The organism is Salinicola sp. MH3R3-1, assembly GCF_001937155.1.
GTDB classification, from domain to species: Bacteria; Pseudomonadota; Gammaproteobacteria; order Pseudomonadales; family Halomonadaceae; genus Salinicola; species Salinicola halophyticus.
Genome location: NZ_MSDP01000014.1, coordinates 1 through 18,159, shown reverse-complemented (window position 1 = coordinate 18,159; position 18,159 = coordinate 1). Strand labels below are relative to the sequence as shown.

Genomic DNA, 18,159 nt, shown 5'->3' with positions numbered 1-18,159 from the left:
TCGCGGGCGATCAGGCGGCGGTCAGATCGGAAAGATTGCGCACGATGGCCTGCTGGCCGAGCGGAATCTTGTAGCCGTTGTGGGCGTAGGCGACGGCATTCTCGAAAGCGAGCTTTGCGGCGTCGGCAAAGAGCTGCTCGCTCGCGGCCTTGCCCTTGAGCGCCGCTTCCACTTCCGGCGCGCGCCAGGGTTTGGTGCCGACACCGCCCATCGCCACCCGCGCCTCGCGAATGGTGTTGCCATCCATCTGAACGATCACCGCGCTGGAGGCGAGCGCGAACTGATAGGACTGACGATCGCGCAGCTTGAGATAGGCCGATCGGCTGCCCTCGAGCGGCGCGTCGAGAACGACGTGGGTAATCAGCTCACCCGGTTCCAGCGCATGCTCTCGCGCCGGCGTCTTGCCGGGCAGCAGGTGGAAGTCGGCGAAGTCGATCTCGCGCGAGCCTTCCGGCCCTTGAACGACCACGGTGGCGCCGATCGCGATCATGGCGACGCACATGTCAGACGGGTGCGACGCGATACAGTCATCGCTGGTGCCGAGCACTGCATGAACGGTGCGGTTGACGCCGCCGATCGCCGCACAGCCGCTGCCGGGCTCGCGCTTGTTGCAGTCGGAGACACCATCGCGGAAATAGGGACAGCGCACCCGCTGCATCACGTTTCCGCCGGTGGTCGCCTTGTTGCGCAGCTGGGTCGAGGCGCCGGCCAGCAGAGCTTGTGACAGCACGGCGTAGTTATCGACCACGCGCTTGTCCCGCGCCAGGGCGGTGTTGGTCACCATCGCGCCGATACGCAGGCGGCCGTCGTCGAGCCGCTCGATCTCGTCCAGAGCGACGCCGTTGATATCGACGATCTTGTTCGGCTGCATGATGTCGAGCTTGACCAGATCCAGCAGTGTCGTGCCACCGGCCAGGAACGAGACCTCGCGGTCGCTCCCATGCGCGGCGACCGCCTGTTGCGCACTGTCGGCGCGGGCGTATTCGAAATGTCTCATGCGTTGCCTCCCTTCACGGCGCCTCGAGCTGACTGGATCGCCGCCACGATGTTCTTGTAGGCGCCGCAGCGGCAGATATTGCCGCTCATCGCCTCGCGCACGTCAGCGTCACTCTTGCCGATGTCATCATCCTGGAGGATCGCCACGGCACTCATCATCTGACCCGCCGTGCAGTAGCCGCACTGATAGGCATCGTGTTCAAGGAACGCCTGCTGGATCGGATGCTGCTGGCCGTTCTTCTCGAGTCCTTCGACGGTGGTGATCTCGTCGCCGTCGTGGGTCACCGCCAGGCTCAGACACGAATTGATTGCGGTGCCGTCGACCAGAATCGTGCAGGCGCCGCACTGGCCGTGGTCGCAGCCCTTCTTGGTGCCGGTGAGCTTGAGCCCGTGACGCAGCGCATCAAGCAGAATGACGTTGGGCGCCACGTCCAGCTGCTGGCGCTGGCCGTTGACGACCAACGTGATACGTTGCTTGCCCTCGGCGGGCGGCGCGTCAGTCTGCGTTTCTGGCTGGTCCGGCGAGCCGGCGTAGCTCACCTGGGAAAGCGCCGGCGCCGCCGCTACGGCCAACCCGGAAATACCGGCGGTCTGCAGGAAGCGACGGCGGCCGGGCGAACTCGGTCGCGTCGCGTGATCGTCGGGATCGTAGATGGCTACGCTCGAACTCGAACGCTGGTTATCGTCCATGGAATCGTCCTCATCAGTTTCTGCCCGGTCGTTTTCGTTGTGGCTATCGGTATCGTTCGGAACGGGTGCGCCTCGCAGCGCGAGACGACGAAGGCAGCGAGAATTCGCTGGCCGGGAAGTCGGTAGACACCGTCGTGTCAGGCGACGGAGATTTATTTAAGTTAGGGGAGGAAACGAGGCGGTGCAAAGCCCGGCGGCGGATTCAGGAGTATCCCACCGCGATTGCGGAGAAATGGGCAAATCGGGTCTGGCGTCAGCGTCCGACGGCGTAGCCTTGCATATGGCGGGGTGTGGCACCGGCATGAACCATCCCGTCTTTGCGCGAAACGGCGCAGACACGCCCCAAGGACCAGTCATCCTGAACCCGAATTTCGTGCCCACGTTGCTCAAGTGATCCCAGGGTCTCCACGGGGAAGCGGCCCTCGATTAGTAGCCGATTGAGGACACACTCCCGAGGGTGGAAGGAGGCAGGAAAGTGGCGCATCTGGAAAAGCGGAGCATCGATCGATGCCTGCAATCCCAGACCGTAATGTACGTGCCGCAAAAACACGATCAGACTCCACTGATCCTGCTGGTCGCCCCCGGGGGAGCCCAAAGCCATATAGCCTTCGCCATTCCGGGTGACCAGCGTCGGAGTCAGTGTCGTACGAGGACGCATGCGTGGACGAAGAGAGGTTGGCAAACCTGGCGTCAGCCAGGTCATCTGCGCACGCGTGGAAATCGAAAAGCCAAGTCCTGGCACGGCCGGGGAGCTTTGCAACCAACCCCCGCTGGGGGTCGCCGAGACCATGTTGCCGAAACGATCGACCACGTCGAGATGCACGGTATCGCCTTCGACCTCTGGCAATGGCGCGAATGTAGGCTCGCCACCGCCGGGGCCAATCGTGGGTTCACTACCTGCCAATGCCAGCATCTCAGCAATATTCTTCTCGCCTCCTGCCAGCCCAGGGCGCATGACGGTCGAGGCCCTCTCGCCGATCAGTTGACGGCGTACGTCGTTGTAGTCGTCGCTAAGCAATTGGGATAGCGGTACATCCACGAAATGGGGGTCGCCATACCATGCCTCTCGATCGGCAAATGCAAGCTTGGCGGCTTCTGTAACGATGTGAACGAAGTCTGCGCTGTCTGGCGCAACGACACTGAAATCGACTTTCTTGAGCAACGCCAATTGCTGCAGAAAAACCGGTCCCTGCCCCCAGGGACCGGTCTTGTGAATCGTATAACCAGCATAGTCGTAGCTTGTGCTGGCCTCCTCGCTTGCTCGCCACGCCGCCATATCGTCGCCGGTCAGCAGGCCGCGATGCGGCTTGCCGGAGCTGTCCATCAGGGGTTGATCACGATAGAAGGTATCGATCGCCTCGGCGACGAATCCCTCATAAAAGCAGACTCGCGCCCGCTCGATCTGCGCTTCACGGTCGCTACCCACAGCCTTGGCTTCATCGACGATCCGCTGATAGGTCGCGGCGATGGCCGGCGATCGAAACAAGGCGTCCGGCTTCGGAGCACGGCCGTTGATCAGCCACTGTTCGGCCGAGCTAGGCCACTCTTTCTGGAAAAAATCGGTGACGGGAAGAATCGACGACACGGCACGTCCCAGCAACGGGTAACCGTCTCGAGCGTAGCCGATGGCCGGCTCCAATACCGTCTCCAGCGGCAGCGAACCATAGTCGCGCAGCAACAGCATCCAGGCGTCGAAGGCACCCGGCACGACGGCCGGCAATAACCCCGTACCGGGGACGGTCTTGAGCCCGAGCTCGGCGAAGGCCTCCGGCGTTGCGGCTGCAGGCGTCACTCCTTGGCCGCAGATAACCCGTGGCGCGTCGTCCTGAGGACGCTTGATGATGATCGGCACTTCACCGCCTGGCCCGTTGAGATGCGGTTCGACGATCTGCAGTACGAAACCTGCCGCGACGGCGGCGTCGAAGGCATTACCGCCCCGTTCCAGCATGGCCATTCCCACGCTGGATGCCAGCCAATGCGTGCTGCTGACGGCTCCGAAAGTGCCCTTGATCTCAGGGCGGGTGGTGAAAGGCGCGAACATCGCCATCGACTCTCTCGAATTATGGTTGCCAGCCTAGCGCCTCGAAGGATGCCCGGCCGACGTTCATGGAAAGGACTTGAAGATAGCATGACAACTCGGCACTATCATAGCTATATAGCTATTTAGCCAATTACTCATGAGTTCCCCATGACACTGGAAACGATCGTCGAGGCTTGCCTCCCGCATTTCGAGAATGAGCGACTCGGCGTTCCAAAGTATGCACGTTTCTATAACGCCATCCGGGACGCCATCGAGAGCGGGCGCCTCGTTGCAGGTGACAAGCTTCCTTCCGAGCAGGAACTGTCGTCGCGACTGCCGGCCAGCCTGGGCACGCTACAGAGAGGGCTCAAGGCATTGGCCGACGACGGCATCATCGTGCGTCAGCATGGTCGCGGCACCTTCATCCGCGATCAGGAGTTGCGCTACGAGGAGATACGCGTCTTTCGCTTTCTCGATCAGGGCAGACCTCTACCGCTGACCTTGCAGGGCGTCGGCGTTCGACGCGTCGATATCGACGGTGAGATCGCCAAGTTCTTCGAAAGAGACGAGTGCGTGGTGATCGAGCGCTTGGTCCAGGTCGAAAATGAACCCTGGACCTTCAACGCCTTCTATCTGCCCCTGAAGCTGGCGGAGGAACTGTTGGAGATGGCACCTGCCGATTTTGACGGCTTCTCGATTCACGAATATCTGCACCGCTCGCGCCAACTACTCACGACACGTTTCGATCACCATCTCAATGTCGGTGAATTCAGCAATGCCGCCCGCCGAGCCCTCAACCTCGATGACCAAACGACGGCTGGGATGCAGTGGCGGGTCCACGGTTATACGCGAGAGGGAAAACCCGCCACGTTTCAATGCTTCGAGTTACAGCCTGGACATCGGCCGATCGAGCTGAAAACCCAACTCGACCGCTGACATCCGGCAAACCTCATATCCAGCAACAACAATGCAGAGGTAAACGAACCATGTCTCAACGAACCATGTTTCAACGAACCACGTCTCAGGGCAATCTGACCAACCTGCAGCGACGGCAGCTTCTCAAGCTCAGTCTCGCCGGTGCTGGTGTCATGATGTTCCCGGGCCTGGTGAGGGCCGCCAGCAATCAGCGGGAAATGAAATGGGGGTCGGCATCGCTCGGCTCCACCGGTTACATCATCATCGAAGCGCTGGCCCAGACGGTGCAACGCCATAGCGACATTCCCACTTCGACGCTCTCCACTTCCGGCGGCGCCGAGAACATGGCGTTGATTCAGCGCGGCGAGATCGATTTCGGCCAGACCACTTCCACCGACTGGCCGGTTGCGACCCAGGGCAAGAAACCGTTCCGGGAGCCGGTGGATGCCAGACAGATCTGCGCCTATACCGTCTGGAACATTCCACTCATCGTGCGCGCCGATTCCGACATCCAGAGCTATGCCGATCTCGCCGGCAAACGCATCATGCCCTCCTCCGCGGGGGGCGCGACGGCCATCATGTATCAGGCGCTGCTGCAGGCGGCCGGTGTCGCCGACAGCATCGACTGGACCTATGGCTCCTGGAACGACACCTTCAACGCGTTCAAGTCCGGCGCGGTCGATGCCATACCCGCCGTACTCACCAATGGACGCGCATCACCGTCGTTGGAAGAAATTGGTACCTCGACGCCATTCCGGGTCCTGCCCATCGAGCAAGCCACACTGGACGAGGCCAAGACCATCAATGGCGGCCTGCTGGACAGTACGGTCAGCCATGACCAGTGGGCGAAGATCGACGGTGAAATGCTGATTCCCGCCATTTCAGGCGTCCTGGCGGCCAGTCCAAGCGTAACCGACGACGAAGCCTATACCGTTTGCAAAGCGATCTTCGATAACAGCGAGGAAGTCCGCAAGGTTGGCAGCCAGCTCCGCGATGTCAGTGCCGACTTCGCGGCGCAATACCTGATGTCGAACTATCCGATCAATGCCGGCGCGGCACGCTATTTCAAGGAGCGTGGGGTATGGCGTGACGATCTGACGATCGCCGATCCCGTCACCGCCTGATCTTGGCGCCATTGCCCGCCCCGGCCGGTCGATGGCGCCGTTCTCTCCCTTGGAACGACCGACGCTCATGAATCCACAAATACTTCGCGCCGAACGCGGCTACTGCAACGCGCACAATCTCGTGCTGGTGCTGACGCTGTTCATGGTCGCCACTCACCTGGCGCAGACCTTCCTGTTTTATCTGCCCTCAGGGCAATTCAAGGCTTTGCATCTGGGCCTCTCGCTACTGATCGTCTTCGCTTACGCCATGAGTCAGGCACGTCATGTGCTGGGGCGGCTTGGCTTTACGCTTCTGTTTCTCGTCGCTGGGGGCAGCACGGGCTACGTACTGGTCGAATATCAGGGTCTGATTACCGAGCGCGTATTCGGGCCGGAACCATCGGATGTGATCGCCGGATGCGCGCTAATCGCCGTCTGTCTGGCGGCCGCCTGGCAGCAGTGGGGCGCGACGATTCCTATCATCGGAGTACTGGGGCTACTTTACGGGTATTACGGTAATCTGATGCCGACCGAGGTTCTACACCATTCGGGTCTCGGCTTCGAGCGTCTGATTTCCTACGCCTCGATTCCCAACTTTCAGGGCGTGCTCGGCTCTCTGACCGCTCTTTCCGCCAGTACGATCTTCGTTTTCATGGTCTTTGCCGGTCTGCTGAAATCGACCGGCGGCATCGATTTCATCATGGGCTTCGCCACCAAGCTGGCGGGCAATTCGCGCGGAGGACAAGCCAAGATAGCAGTGCTTTCCAGCGCCTTCATGGGAATGATCTCGGGCAGTACCGTCGCCAACATCGCCAGTACCGGCACCATGACTATCCCGCTGATGAAACGAACAGGGTTCAAAGCCCCGTTTGCAGGCGCCGTCGAGGCGGTGGCCTCTACTGGTGGACAAATGACACCACCGGTAATGGGGCTGACGGCGTTCCTGATGGTGGGTGTCACCGGCATTCCCTATGACGAAGTCATTCTCGCCGCGACCATTCCCGCCGCCCTGTATTACTTCTACCTGCTGTTTTCGATCCATCTGCAGGCGGTCCGCGATCAGGACCAGGTTTCGACCGAAAAGATCATCGATATTCCGCCGTCCAAGACACTGCTGGCACGCTACGGTCATTTGTTGATCGCGATAGCGGTGCTCGTCTATCTGCTGGTGACCCAGATGCCGCCGGCATACGCTGCCGCCTATGGCTGCGTGGCGATCATCGCCCTCGAACTGATCAGCACGCTCATCCGAGATCGTCGAATCCCTCTGCAAGGGCTCAAAGCCGCCGCGATCCGTGTCGTAGATGGCCTCCGTGAAGGCGGCTTCAGCGGCGCAACAATTTCCGTGATCGTCGCTGTCATCGGTATCTTCGTAGAGGTACTGACCGCCACCGGCTTTGCCCAGAAACTCTCCTATCTGATGCTCGGTGTCGCCAACGGCAATGTAGCCATCATGCTGGTGATAGCTGCCCTCGCCTGCCTGGCCTTCGGCCTAGGGTTACCGACTTCGGCCGCCTACATTCTGGTGGCACTGCTTACCGCACCGGCACTGATCGATATGGGCCTGAGTACCATGGCTGCGCACATGTTCGTGCTTTACTTCGCGATCTTCTCGGCGCTGACGCCCCCTGTAGCCGTCGCCTCTCTGATCGCCGCAAGAATTGCCGAGGCACCTTATTTCGCGACGTCGATGCAGGCCGTCAAACTCGGTCTTCCCGGCTTTTTCCTGCCTTTTCTGTTCGTGGCACGGCCGGAATTATTGTTGATCGAGGGAAGTCTACTTGACCAGATCTGGGTGACGGCGGTGAGCGTACTGGCGATGATCGCACTCAACATCGCCATGGTCGGACAGGGTTTTTGCCGAACCCGTTGGCCGATACGTCTCCTGATGGTGTTAGCCGCCATCACCATTCTGGTACCCGGGATGACAGGAACTCTCGTGGGTTCTGCTATCGTCATTGCCTTGTTGGGCTACCAGTGGCTGGCAAGACGTCGGGGCTCGGCGTCCTCCAGCCTTGCCTGAGCTGGCCTTTTGCCCGAGCCTGCCGTATGTTTTCGCCATCTCCCGAGTCCGCCGCAAGGATGAATGACATGATCGATTCACGGAAATTGGCCTGGCAGTTCGCGCTTGCCGCAGGCAGTGTCGCTATCAGCTCGGCGGTCTTCGCCGCACAGCCCGAGTGGGAGGGCACCGTCGGAGCCGGGGCGATCTACAGCCCGGACTATCTGGGCAGCGACGATTACGAATGGAACGCCTGGCCGTCACTGGATGCCACTTACGGCGATACGTTCTTCGTCAGCGTCACCGACGGCATCGGCTGGAACGTGATCAAGCAGGATAACTGGCGGGTCGCGCCGTTCATCGGCTACACCTTCGGCCGTGACGATACCGGCGACATCGACGATCTCGACCAGGTCGACGGCGGCGTCACCGGCGGGCTGCGGGTCAGCTATGTCGATCAGGCGTGGCGCTACAGTGGCGCCGCGGAAACGCCGTTCAGCGGCGACATCGACGGCTACCGCGTCAAGTTTAAGGCGACTCATATCACCAAGCTCGGCGAGCGCGCGGTCTTTACCATCGGGCCGCGCTTCGAGTACACCAGCGCCGCCTGGACCGACGACATGTTCGGCGTCTCGAATCGCGAGAGCGCGCGTTCAGGTATCGACGCTTACGATCCGGACGACGGCTATTTCGCCATCGGTGGCGACGCCTCGCTCAGCTATTATCTCACGCGGCAGTGGTCGATCACCGGCCTGGTCGGCGTCTCGCGCCTGACCGGCGATGCCGCGGACAGCTCGATCGTCGATGATGAGGGCGATGCGACCCAGTGGCGGGCGGGTGCTTTCGTCAATTATCACTTTTAAGTCGTAGAGATATAAATCACAGAAACGTAAAACATAGAGACGTAAAAGCGCCCGCCCCGGTGTCAGCCGGGGCGGGCGCTGTCGTTTCTTGGAGAAAGAAGTGGGAAAAACCTAACGGCGTTTGAGTTCGGCCCCGAACTCCAGCATCCGATCCAGTGGCACCAGCGCACGCGCGGCAATCGCCGGATCGACGTGGATCTCCTGACCGCAGCCGTTGGCGTCTTCGAGTACCGCCAGCGTGTTCTCCAGCCCGTTCATCGCCATCCACGGGCAGTTGGCGCAACTGCGACACGTCGAACCGTTGCCTGCCGTGGGCGCAGCCATGAAGGTCTTGTCGGGCATCAGCTGCTGCATCTTGTAGAAGATGCCGCGATCGGTGGCGACGATGAAGCTGGGATTGTCGAGCTGCTGCGCCGCCGCGATCAGTTGCGACGTCGAGCCGACCACGTCGGCGATTTCCACCACCGACGCCGGAGACTCCGGGTGCACGAGTACCGCCGCTTCTGGATGCAGCGCCTTGAGATCGACAATGCCCTTGGCCTTGAACTCGTCATGGACGATGCACTCGCCGTCCCAGCAGAGCACGTCGGCTCCGGTTCGCTCGCGGACATAGTTGCCCAAGTGGCGATCCGGCGCCCACAGGATCTTCTCGCCCTGCCGATCGAGATGATCGATCAGTTCGACCGCGATGGAAGACGTCACCACCCAGTCGGCGCGGGCTTTCACTGCCGCCGAAGTATTGGCGTAGACCACCACGGTGCGGTCCGGATGCTGATCGCAGAAGGCGGAGAAAGCGTCCGCCGGGCAGCCGATATCCAGCGAGCAGGTCGCTTCCAGCGTCGGCATGAAGACCCGCTTCTCCGGGCTCAGGATCTTGGCGGTCTCGCCCATGAAGCGCACGCCGGCGACGATCAGCGTCATCGCCGGATGATCCTTGCCGAAGCGCGCCATTTCCAGCGAATCGGCCACACAGCCGCCGGTCGCTTCCGCCAGCGCCTGGATTTCGGGATCGGTGTAATAGTGCGCGACCAGTACCGCGTTGCGGGCCTTCAACTGCGCCGCGATACGCTCCCGATAGTGCGCCTTGGCGCTCTCGTCGAGCACAGGCGGCGTGTTACCCGCCAAGTGCTCGCGAACCCGATCCCGCTCCAATTCCGCCATCGATCCGTCTCCGTCAGTCCTGCAGCCACTCGGTGTGGAACGTCCCTTCCCGATCGACACGCTTGTAGGTGTGTGCGCCGAAGAAGTCGCGCTGGGCCTGGATCAGATTGGCCGGCAGTTTCTCGCTGCGATAGCTGTCGTAGTAGGCGATCGCCGAGGAGAAGGTCGGCACCGGTATGCCGTTCTGGACGGCATGGGAAATCACGTCCCGAAGCGCCGATTGATAGTTGCCGGCGATCTCGCCGAAGTACGGCGCCATCAGCAGGTTCTTGAGCTCGGGATTCTCTTTATAGGCGTCGGTGATCTTCTGCAGGAAGCGGGCGCGAATGATGCAGCCGGCGCGGAACAGCTTGGCGACTTCGCCGTAGTTCAGGTTCCAGTCGTAGTGCTCGGAAGCGGCGCGCATCTGGGCAAAGCCCTGGGCGTAGGAGGCGATCTTGCTGAAGAATAGCGCCTTGCGCACTTTTTCGATGAATTCCTGCTTGTCGCCCTGGAGCGGCGTTTCCTTGGGGCCGGTGAGCACCTTGGAGGCTTCGACGCGCTCGTCTTTCAGCGCCGAGATGAAGCGCGCGAAGACCGACTCAGTGATCAGCGGCAGCGGCACGCCGAGATCCATGGCGCTCTTGCTGGTCCACTTACCGGTGCCCTTCTGACCTGCGGAATCGAGAATGATGTCGACCACGTCCTGGTCGCTCTGGTCATCCTTCTTGGTGAAGATCCTGGCGGTGATGTCGATCAGGTAGCTGTCGAGTTCGCCTTCGTTCCACTCGCTGAAGATGTCGGCCAGCTCGGCGTTCGAGAGCCCCAACGAACCCTTGAGAATCGAATAGGCTTCGGCGATCAGCTGCATGTCGCCGTACTCGATGCCGTTGTGGACCATCTTGACGTAATGGCCGGCGCCGTCCGGGCCGACATAGGTGACACACGGCTCGCCGTCGTCGGCGCGCGCGGCGATCTTCTCGAGGATCGGCGCGACCATGTCGTAGGCTTCTTTCTGGCCGCCCGGCATGATCGACGGGCCTTTCAGCGCGCCCTCTTCGCCTCCGGAGACGCCGGTGCCGATGAAGTTGAAGCCCGCTTCCGAGAGCTCCTTGTTGCGCCGAATGGTGTCCTCGAACGGCGTGTTGCCGCCGTCGATCAGGATATCGCCCTTGTCCAGATGCGGCTTGAGCGACTCGATCGTCTTGTCGGTGGCGTCGCCCGCCTTGACCATCAGCAGAATGCGCCGCGGCGTCTCGAGAGACGCGACGAACTCCTCGACGCTGTAGAACGGCACCAACTTACTGTCAGGATTTTCCTGCATGACTTCATCGGTCTTCTCCCGCGAGCGGTTGAAGATCGACACCGTGTAATCCCGGCTCTCGATGTTGAGCGCCAGATTGCGGCCCATGACGGCCATGCCGACGACACCGATTTGCTGTTTGGCCATGATCTTGTGCTCCTTGCGAAAATAAAGCCGTCACGCGGCGATAAACGATAACGATAGTGTAAGCCACAGACGCGAATCATCCGAATCGCGTCCGATCTTCCGATTTCACGCTGCGAGGCGGGAAGCGCTGAAGACATCGTCGAGCGGAGTAAGACGCAAGGCGTACGGAGCACAGGAACCGGAGCCTATGGGGTATAGGTGAGGATTCCGATCGGACCGGCGCCCCGGCACCGCACAACGCAGCGTATTGCCCGCGCAGACATGTATTCGGTGTTTCCTAGTGGGCTTCGTCCCAATTGGCCCCACTATTGGCCTCCACGATCAGCGGCACATTGAGCTGGGCAGCGTTCTGCATCCGCCCACTGATGGCGCCGAGGAAGTCCTGGGTCTGACTCTCCTTGACCTCGAACACCAGTTCGTCGTGAACCTGCATCACCATCCAGGCATCGAACTCCGCCTCTTCCTTGACCGGGTTGAGCCAGTGGTGCACATCGATCATCGCCAGCTTGATGATATCGGCGGCGGTACCCTGCATCGGCGCGTTGATCGCGGTGCGTTCCGCTGCCTGACGCCGGGCATGGTTCTGGGCCTTGATCTCCGGCAGATAGAGCCGGCGACCGAACACGGTCTCGACGAAGCCATCCTCGCCGGCCTGGGCGCGAATGTTGTCCATGAACTTGGCCACGCCCGGATAACGATCGAAGTAGCGGTCGATGTAGACCTTGGCCTGCTTGGCTTCGATGTGCAGCTGCCTGGAAAGGCCCCAGGCGCTCATGCCGTAGATCAGGCCGAAGTTGATCGCCTTGGCGCTGCGGCGCTGATCGGTCGTGACCTTGTCCAGCTCAACACCGAAGACTTCGGCGGCGGTGGCGGCGTGAATGTCGCGATCGTTGGCGAAAGCGTCCAGCAGGCCCTTGTCGTCGGAGAGATGCGCCATGATCCGCAGCTCGATCTGCGAGTAGTCCGCCGCGACAATCCGGTAGCCCTCGCGAGCCACGAACGCCTGACGGATCTTGCGCCCCTCTTCCGTCCGGATCGGGATGTTCTGCAGGTTGGGATCGGAAGACGACAGCCGCCCGGTCGCCGTCACCGCCTGGTGATAGCTGGTGTGCAGCCGGCCGGTCATCGGATTGACCAGCCGCGGCAGCTTGTCGGTATAGGTCGACTTGAGCTTGGTCATGCCGCGATGCGCCATGATCAGCTTGGGCAGCGGGAAGTCCAATGCCAGCTCTTCGAGCACCGCTTCCGCCGTGCTCGGCGCGCCCTTGGGCGTCTTCTTGATCACCGGGATCTTCTGCTCCTCGAACAGAATCTCCGCCAGCTGCTTGGGCGAACCGAGGTTGAACTCCTTGCCGGCGAGCTCGAACGCCTCACGCTCCAGCTCGCGGATCCGCCCTTCCAGCTCCTGGCTCTGGGTATGCAGGCGCGTGGCGTCCAATGCTACGCCGCCACGCTCCATGTGCGACAGCACCGGAATCAGCGGCCGCTCGAGGGTATCGAGCACCTCGGCCAGCCGCCCGGCTTCTTCCACCTTGGGCCGCAAGGCCTGGTGCAGGCGCAGGGTGATATCGACGTCCTCGCAGGCGTAAGGAACGGCCTCTTCGAGGGCGATCTGGTTGAAGGTCAACTGCTTGACGCCCTTGCCGGCGATATCCTGAAAACTGATGGTCTTCTCGCCGAGATATTTGAGCGCCAGCGAATCCATGTCATGCCGGGTGGCGATGGAGTTCAGCACGTAGGATTCGAGCATGGTGTCGTTAAGCGCCCCGGCGACCCGAATCTGATAGCGCGCCAGCACCGAGATATCGTACTTGAGATTCTGGCCGATCTTGCCGATCCCGGGGTTTTCCAGCAGCGGCTTGAGCGCCGCCAGCACCGCCGTACGGTCGAGCTGCGCCGGGGCGTCGAGGTAGTCGTGGCCGACCGGGATGTAGGCCGCCTCGCCAGGTTCCAGCGACAGGCCGATACCCACGATATCGGCTTCCATGTAGTTGAGGCTGGTGGTCTCGAGATCGAAACAGAACGCCTCGCTGGTTTTCAGCCGCTCGAGCCAGGCGTCGAATTCCGCCTGGGTCAGCAGCGTCTGGTCATGACGCGCCGGTTTGGTCAGCGTCACGTCTTCGTCGATTTCCGATTTGCCGGCGTTCTCGGCGCCCACATCGTCGACGCCCTCGTCCCGGCCCTCGAGCAGTTCGGTCAGCCAGTTCTTGAACTCGAGCCGCTGATAGAGCGCCTTCAGCGCCTCGCGGTCGGGTTCGGCCAGATGCAGATCGTCGAGCCCCACCGGCAGCTCGCAGTCGGTCTTGATCGTCGCCAGCTGGTAGGAGAGGAACGCCTGTTCGCGGTTTTCCTCGAGCTTCTTGGGCATCGTCTTGGCGCCGCGGAAACTCAACGTCGTGACCTTCTCCAGGTCGGCGTAGATCGCATCCAGTCCGCCGCCGATGCCCTGCAGCAGTCCCAGCGCCGTCTTGCCGCCGACGCCGGGCACGCCGGGAATGTTGTCGACCTTGTCGCCCATCAGCGCCAGATAATCGATGATCAACGAGGGCGGAATGCCGAACTTGGCCTCGACGCCGGCCACGTCCAGCGTCTCGTTCTTCATAGTGTTGACCAGGGTGATGTGCTGGTTGACCAGCTGGGCCATGTCCTTGTCGCCGGTGGAGATCACCGCATCGCGGCCGGATTCGGTGGCCAGTCGTGCCAGCGTGCCGATCACGTCATCCGCCTCGACGCCTTCGATGCACAGAAGCGGCAGGCCGAGCGCGCGGACGCAGTCGTGCAGCGGCTCGACCTGCGGGCGAAGGTCGTCCGGCATCGGCGGCCGGTGGGCCTTGTACTCGGCGTAGATCTCGTCGCGGAAGGTCTTGCCCTTGGCGTCGAACACCACCGCCATGGGACTCTGCGGGTACTGCTTGATCAGGCTCTTGAGCATCGACAGCACGCCGCGCACGGCGCCGGTGGGCTGGCCGTCGGAGGTCGATAACGGCGGCAATGCATGGAAAGCACGATAGAGGTAGGACGATCCGTCGACGAGGACGATGGGGGCATCTGCCATGAGCTGCGTGATCCGTGGCTGGCTTTCGATGCCCTCATGATACGCAAGCCACGGCTCGGCGTCAGGGCATCCGCCTCGCGACTCCAAGCTGGCCCCATGCGTCCGGATGGCGGAAAGCGATACAATGGGACGATTCAGATACCGGTCAGATACCGGTGAATCCGCAACCCACAGCGAGCGAAGGAGTCTGCGATGAGAATTGGGTCGCGAATGACCTCATGGGCGCGAATGAAGACGTGGCTGCCCGCCCTGCTGGCGGCGCTGCTGATCGGGGGAGTATCGCTGCCCGCCCTGGCGCAGTCCGCGGTTCAGCCCAGCATTACCTCCCACCACGACGGTCAGCGCACGATCGACGAGTACCGCGTCAACGGCAAGCTCTATGCGATTCGTATCGTCCCCGGCGGTGGCAACGACAAGGGCGCCATCTATTTTCTCTACGACGACAATGGCGACGGCGACTTCAAGCGCGTCGACGCGCCCAGCGTGCCGGTGCCGAAATGGGTCCAGAACGAGTGATCGATCGTGTTGATCGGTTGCTTTGATCGATTGCGTTGATCGATTGAAGCGAGATTCGGCGCCGTTCGACAGTTCCATCACGGCCGGTGCCGCTCGTCGCTTATTGCTGGCGCCCGACAGCCGGTAGGAGAGCGCCCCGCTAGCCGCTACAATGCGCGCTGTCTTTTATCCTGCGGTTTTTCATCAGCGGTTCTTTACCCCTAATGTCCGCCCCCGATTCCGAGATCCCATGGCCGTATTCACCCCGTTGAGCGACGATCAGGTCGCCGAGTTTCTCGAACGCTACTCTGTCGGCCGCCTGCAGACGCTCAAGGGCGTGCCGCACGGCACCGAGAACAGCACCTTCTTCGTCACCACCGAGCAGGACGAGTGGGTTCTGACACTGTTCGAGCAGGGGGGATTCGAGGATCTGCCGTTCTTCGTCGATCTGCTGGATTACCTGGCCGCACGGCAACTGCCGGTGCCGGGCCCGGTTCATGATCGCGACGGCGTCGCGCTGCAGCGCCTGGCCGGGCGCCCCGCGCTGCTGTTTCCGCGGATGCCGGGCAGCCACCCCAGCGCCCCCAATCTCACCCAGTGCGCCGCGCTCGGCGATGCCTTGGGACGGATGCATCAGGCCTCGCAGGACTTTACCGGCGAACGCGCCAATCCGCGCGATCTCGCCTGGCTCCAGCGCCGTCATCGCGAAGTGCTGCCGTTCCTGTCGGAGGACGACCAGGCCTTGATGAGCCGCGAGATTGCCGACTATGCCCAGGCATTCGCGGATGTCGGGCTGCCACAGGGCGCCATCCACGGCGACCTGTTCCGTGACAACACGCTTTATGACGGCGACCGCCTCGGCGGCATCATCGACTTCTACAACGGCTGCAGCGGCGAGCTGCTGTTCGATCTGGCGATCGTGATCAACGACTGGACCAGTGACGATGCCGGCGACATCGACGAGGCGCGCTACGCCGCCATCCTCGGCGCCTATCTCGCGCATCGCCCGCTGACCGAGCAGGAGCGCGAGCTGTGGCCGACCATGCTGCGGCTGACGGCGCTGCGCTACTGGCTGTCGCGACTGCTGGTGATCCACGTCGATCCGCCGGCCCACGACATCACGCCCCACGACCCGGCGCGCTTTCGCACCCTGCTGGGCAGACGTCTCGAAGGTGCCGTGCCGACGCTGCCAATCGCCGCCGAATGAATCACGATTTTCGCCTAAAAGGCTGTGCCGATAGCGACTTTCGACTAGTTTTTCCCTGACATTCAGTGGTCGTCGCGTTCCCGCGCCGTCATAATGCGCGCCATTCGCGTTCCCGGCCTTTTCGTCACCATTCACGCCGGGGGCTACTTGTTTTCTGTTTTGTTGCCGGCCGACCGGAGAGCGTCATGACGAATCCTTCACCCGCTGCACGAGCTCGCCGTACCTACAATATCGATCAGTGGGGCAGCGGCTATTTCGATGTCGATGACGAGGGCCGCACGCTGGTCCGTCCGCTGGGCAGTGAAATTCCCGGACCCACGCTGGTGCTCGACACCCTGGTCGACCGGCTGCGCGATGCCGGGCTACGGCTGCCGGTGCTGGTGCGTTTCATCGATATCCTCCACGATCGCGTCGAGCAGCTCTGCATGGCCTTCGACAACGCGATGAAGGAGGAGGATTACCAGGCCAGCTACACCGCGGTCTATCCGATCAAGGTCAACCAGCAGCGTCGCGTGGTGGAGGAGATTCTCGCCACCCAGGAGCGCGGCCGAGGCCGGGTCGGGCTGGAAGCGGGCAGCAAGCCGGAACTGATGGCGGTACTCGCCCTTTCCGGCGACGAGGGTTCGTCGCTGATCGTCTGCAACGGGTACAAGGATCGCGAGTACATTCGCCTGGCCCTGATGGGCGAAAAGCTCGGCCACAAGGTCTACCTGGTGGTCGAGAAGTACTCGGAGCTGAGCCTGATCCTGGAAGAGGCCGAAAACCTCAAGGTGAAACCGCGCATCGGCCTGCGCGCGCGGCTCTCCTCGGTGGGCAAGGGCAAGTGGCAGGATACCGGTGGCGAGAAATCCAAGTTCGGGCTGACCGCCAGCCAGTTGCTGGCCATCACCGAACGGCTGCGTGACGCGGATGCGCTGGACAGCCTGCAGCTGGTGCACTTCCACCTCGGTTCGCAGATCGCCAACATTCGCGACATCCAGCGTGGCCTGCGCGAATGCGCCCGCTTCTATCACAGCCTGCGCGATCTCGGCGCGCCGATCGACACGGTGGACGTCGGCGGCGGCCTGGGCGTCGACTACGAAGGCACCCGCTCGCAGAGCTTCTGCTCGATCAACTATTCGATGCAGGAGTACGCCACCAACGTGGTGTGGGCGTTCCGTCAGATCTGCGAGACCCACAACCTGCCGCATCCGCAGCTAATCTCGGAATCCGGCCGCGCGCTGACCGCGCATCACGCGGTGCTGGTCACCAACGTGATCGGCGAAGAGCGCCTGGGCCACATCGAGCCGGAACGCCGGGTCGAGGGCGACGCCCACGTGGCCGAACTGTGGCGCGTCTATGACCGGCTCGAGGGAATGCGCGAACCCCGCGACCTGGTCGAGGCCTACCACGATGTGGTCCAGGCGGTGGGCGAACTGCAGGATCGTTTCGTGCTGGGGCTGGCCAACATGCAGGCCCGCGCGGAGGGCGAGTCGGTCTACTTCGCCGCCTGCCAGCGCCTTCACAAGCGGCTCGACAATCGCAATCGCGCCCATCGCGAGATCGCCGACGAACTGGCCGAAAAGCTCGCCGACAAGCTGTTCGCCAACTTCTCGCTGTTCCAGTCGCTGCCGGACGTATGGGGGATCGATCAGGTCTTCCCGGTGCTGCCGCTGACCGGTCTGGATCGCGAACCGACCCGGCGCGGCGTGATTCAGGACATTACCTGCGACTCCGACGGCCGGATCGATCTCTACGTCGACGGCCAGGGGCTCGAGAGCACCCTGCCGCTACCGGAGTGGGACGATGACGATGACAAACTGATCGGGCTGTTTCTGGTCGGCGCCTATCAGGAGATTCTCGGCGACCTGCACAACCTGTTCGGCGACACCGATTCGGTCGACGTCGCTCTCGACGAGAACGGCGAATGGCGCCTTTCCCACGTCCAGCAGGGCGATGCGGTGGCGGACGTGCTCGGCTACGTTAACTTCGACGCCGTGGCACTCAAGCGCAAGCTCACCGAACAGCTGATCGCCAGCCCCCTGACCGTCGAAGAGCGCGAGCTGTTCGTGAACGAGCTGTCGGAAGGCTTGAGCGGCTATACCTATCTGGAGTGATGGGCGGCGAGCCGCGAAAGCCAAAATGGGCTTATTGCGAGAAAAGGGCCAGCGACGTCAGTCGCTGGCCCTTTTCGTAGCTCGTAGCTCGTAGCTCGTAGCTCGTAGCTCGTAGCTCGTAGCTAGT

The 18,159-nt window shown here is 62.1% G+C and carries 13 protein-coding genes; 7 read left to right on the top strand and 6 right to left on the bottom strand.

Annotation, left to right across the window (positions count from 1 at the left end):
• Positions 1–10: 10 nt before the first annotated feature.
• From BTW08_RS08900 to BTW08_RS08890, 3 genes are all read right to left on the bottom strand, one after another.
• On the bottom strand, positions 11–997 hold the full coding sequence (locus BTW08_RS08900) for a xanthine dehydrogenase family protein subunit M (RefSeq protein ID WP_075562172.1): 987 nt from the start codon (positions 995–997) through the stop codon (positions 11–13).
• Positions 994–1,686, bottom strand: a complete 693-nt coding sequence (locus tag BTW08_RS08895; protein ID WP_083627773.1) for a (2Fe-2S)-binding protein — start codon at positions 1,684–1,686, stop codon at positions 994–996. The genes BTW08_RS08900 and BTW08_RS08895 overlap by 4 nt, the downstream gene beginning before the upstream one ends.
• 253 nt (positions 1,687–1,939) lie before the next feature.
• Positions 1,940–3,733, bottom strand: a complete 1,794-nt coding sequence (locus BTW08_RS08890) for a gamma-glutamyltransferase family protein (protein WP_075562171.1) — start codon at positions 3,731–3,733, stop codon at positions 1,940–1,942.
• Between the two features lie 141 nt (positions 3,734–3,874).
• Between BTW08_RS08890 and BTW08_RS08885 the strand changes: the two genes are divergently transcribed.
• From BTW08_RS08885 to BTW08_RS08870, 4 genes are all read left to right on the top strand, one after another.
• Positions 3,875–4,642 carry a GntR family transcriptional regulator gene (locus BTW08_RS08885; RefSeq protein ID WP_075562170.1) on the top strand — a complete coding sequence of 256 codons (768 nt, stop codon included), beginning with the start codon at positions 3,875–3,877 and terminating at the stop codon, positions 4,640–4,642.
• Between the two features lie 50 nt (positions 4,643–4,692).
• On the top strand, positions 4,693–5,745 hold the full coding sequence (locus tag BTW08_RS08880) for a TAXI family TRAP transporter solute-binding subunit (RefSeq protein ID WP_168170649.1): 1,053 nt from the start codon (positions 4,693–4,695) through the stop codon (positions 5,743–5,745).
• A gap of 67 nt (positions 5,746–5,812) precedes the next feature.
• Positions 5,813–7,747 (top strand): TRAP transporter fused permease subunit, encoded by a 1,935-nt coding sequence (locus tag BTW08_RS08875; protein ID WP_075562168.1) that lies wholly within the window; start codon positions 5,813–5,815, stop codon positions 7,745–7,747.
• Between the two features lie 68 nt (positions 7,748–7,815).
• The gene (locus BTW08_RS08870) at positions 7,816–8,589 is read left to right on the top strand and encodes a MipA/OmpV family protein (RefSeq protein WP_075562167.1); all 774 of its coding nucleotides are present in this window, start codon (positions 7,816–7,818) and stop codon (positions 8,587–8,589) included.
• 111 nt (positions 8,590–8,700) lie between these two features.
• Here BTW08_RS08870 and nadA read toward each other — a convergent pair whose 3' ends face one another.
• The 3 genes from nadA to polA all read right to left on the bottom strand — a co-directional run bounded on the left by nadA (position 8,701) and on the right by polA (position 14,234).
• A complete protein-coding gene (gene nadA, locus BTW08_RS08865; RefSeq protein WP_075562166.1) occupies positions 8,701–9,750 on the bottom strand; it encodes a quinolinate synthase NadA in 1,050 nt (349 codons plus the stop codon).
• 13 nt (positions 9,751–9,763) lie between these two features.
• The gene (gene gndA, locus BTW08_RS08860) at positions 9,764–11,179 is read right to left on the bottom strand and encodes an NADP-dependent phosphogluconate dehydrogenase (RefSeq protein WP_075562165.1); all 1,416 of its coding nucleotides are present in this window, start codon (positions 11,177–11,179) and stop codon (positions 9,764–9,766) included.
• A gap of 277 nt (positions 11,180–11,456) precedes the next feature.
• Positions 11,457–14,234: a DNA polymerase I gene (gene polA / locus BTW08_RS08855; protein WP_075562164.1), complete on the bottom strand. Its 2,778-nt coding sequence runs from the start codon at positions 14,232–14,234 to the stop codon at positions 11,457–11,459.
• 228 nt (positions 14,235–14,462) lie between these two features.
• Between polA and BTW08_RS08850 the strand changes: the two genes are divergently transcribed.
• The 3 genes from BTW08_RS08850 (at position 14,463) to speA (ending at position 18,032) form a co-directional block, all read left to right on the top strand.
• Positions 14,463–14,750: a DUF2782 domain-containing protein gene (locus BTW08_RS08850; protein ID WP_075562248.1), complete on the top strand. Its 288-nt coding sequence runs from the start codon at positions 14,463–14,465 to the stop codon at positions 14,748–14,750.
• A gap of 229 nt (positions 14,751–14,979) precedes the next feature.
• The gene (locus BTW08_RS08845) at positions 14,980–15,936 is read left to right on the top strand and encodes a homoserine kinase (protein ID WP_075562163.1); all 957 of its coding nucleotides are present in this window, start codon (positions 14,980–14,982) and stop codon (positions 15,934–15,936) included.
• 185 nt (positions 15,937–16,121) lie between these two features.
• The gene (gene speA / locus BTW08_RS08840; protein WP_075562162.1) at positions 16,122–18,032 is read left to right on the top strand and encodes a biosynthetic arginine decarboxylase; all 1,911 of its coding nucleotides are present in this window, start codon (positions 16,122–16,124) and stop codon (positions 18,030–18,032) included.
• The last annotated feature ends 127 nt before the right edge of the window (positions 18,033–18,159 follow it).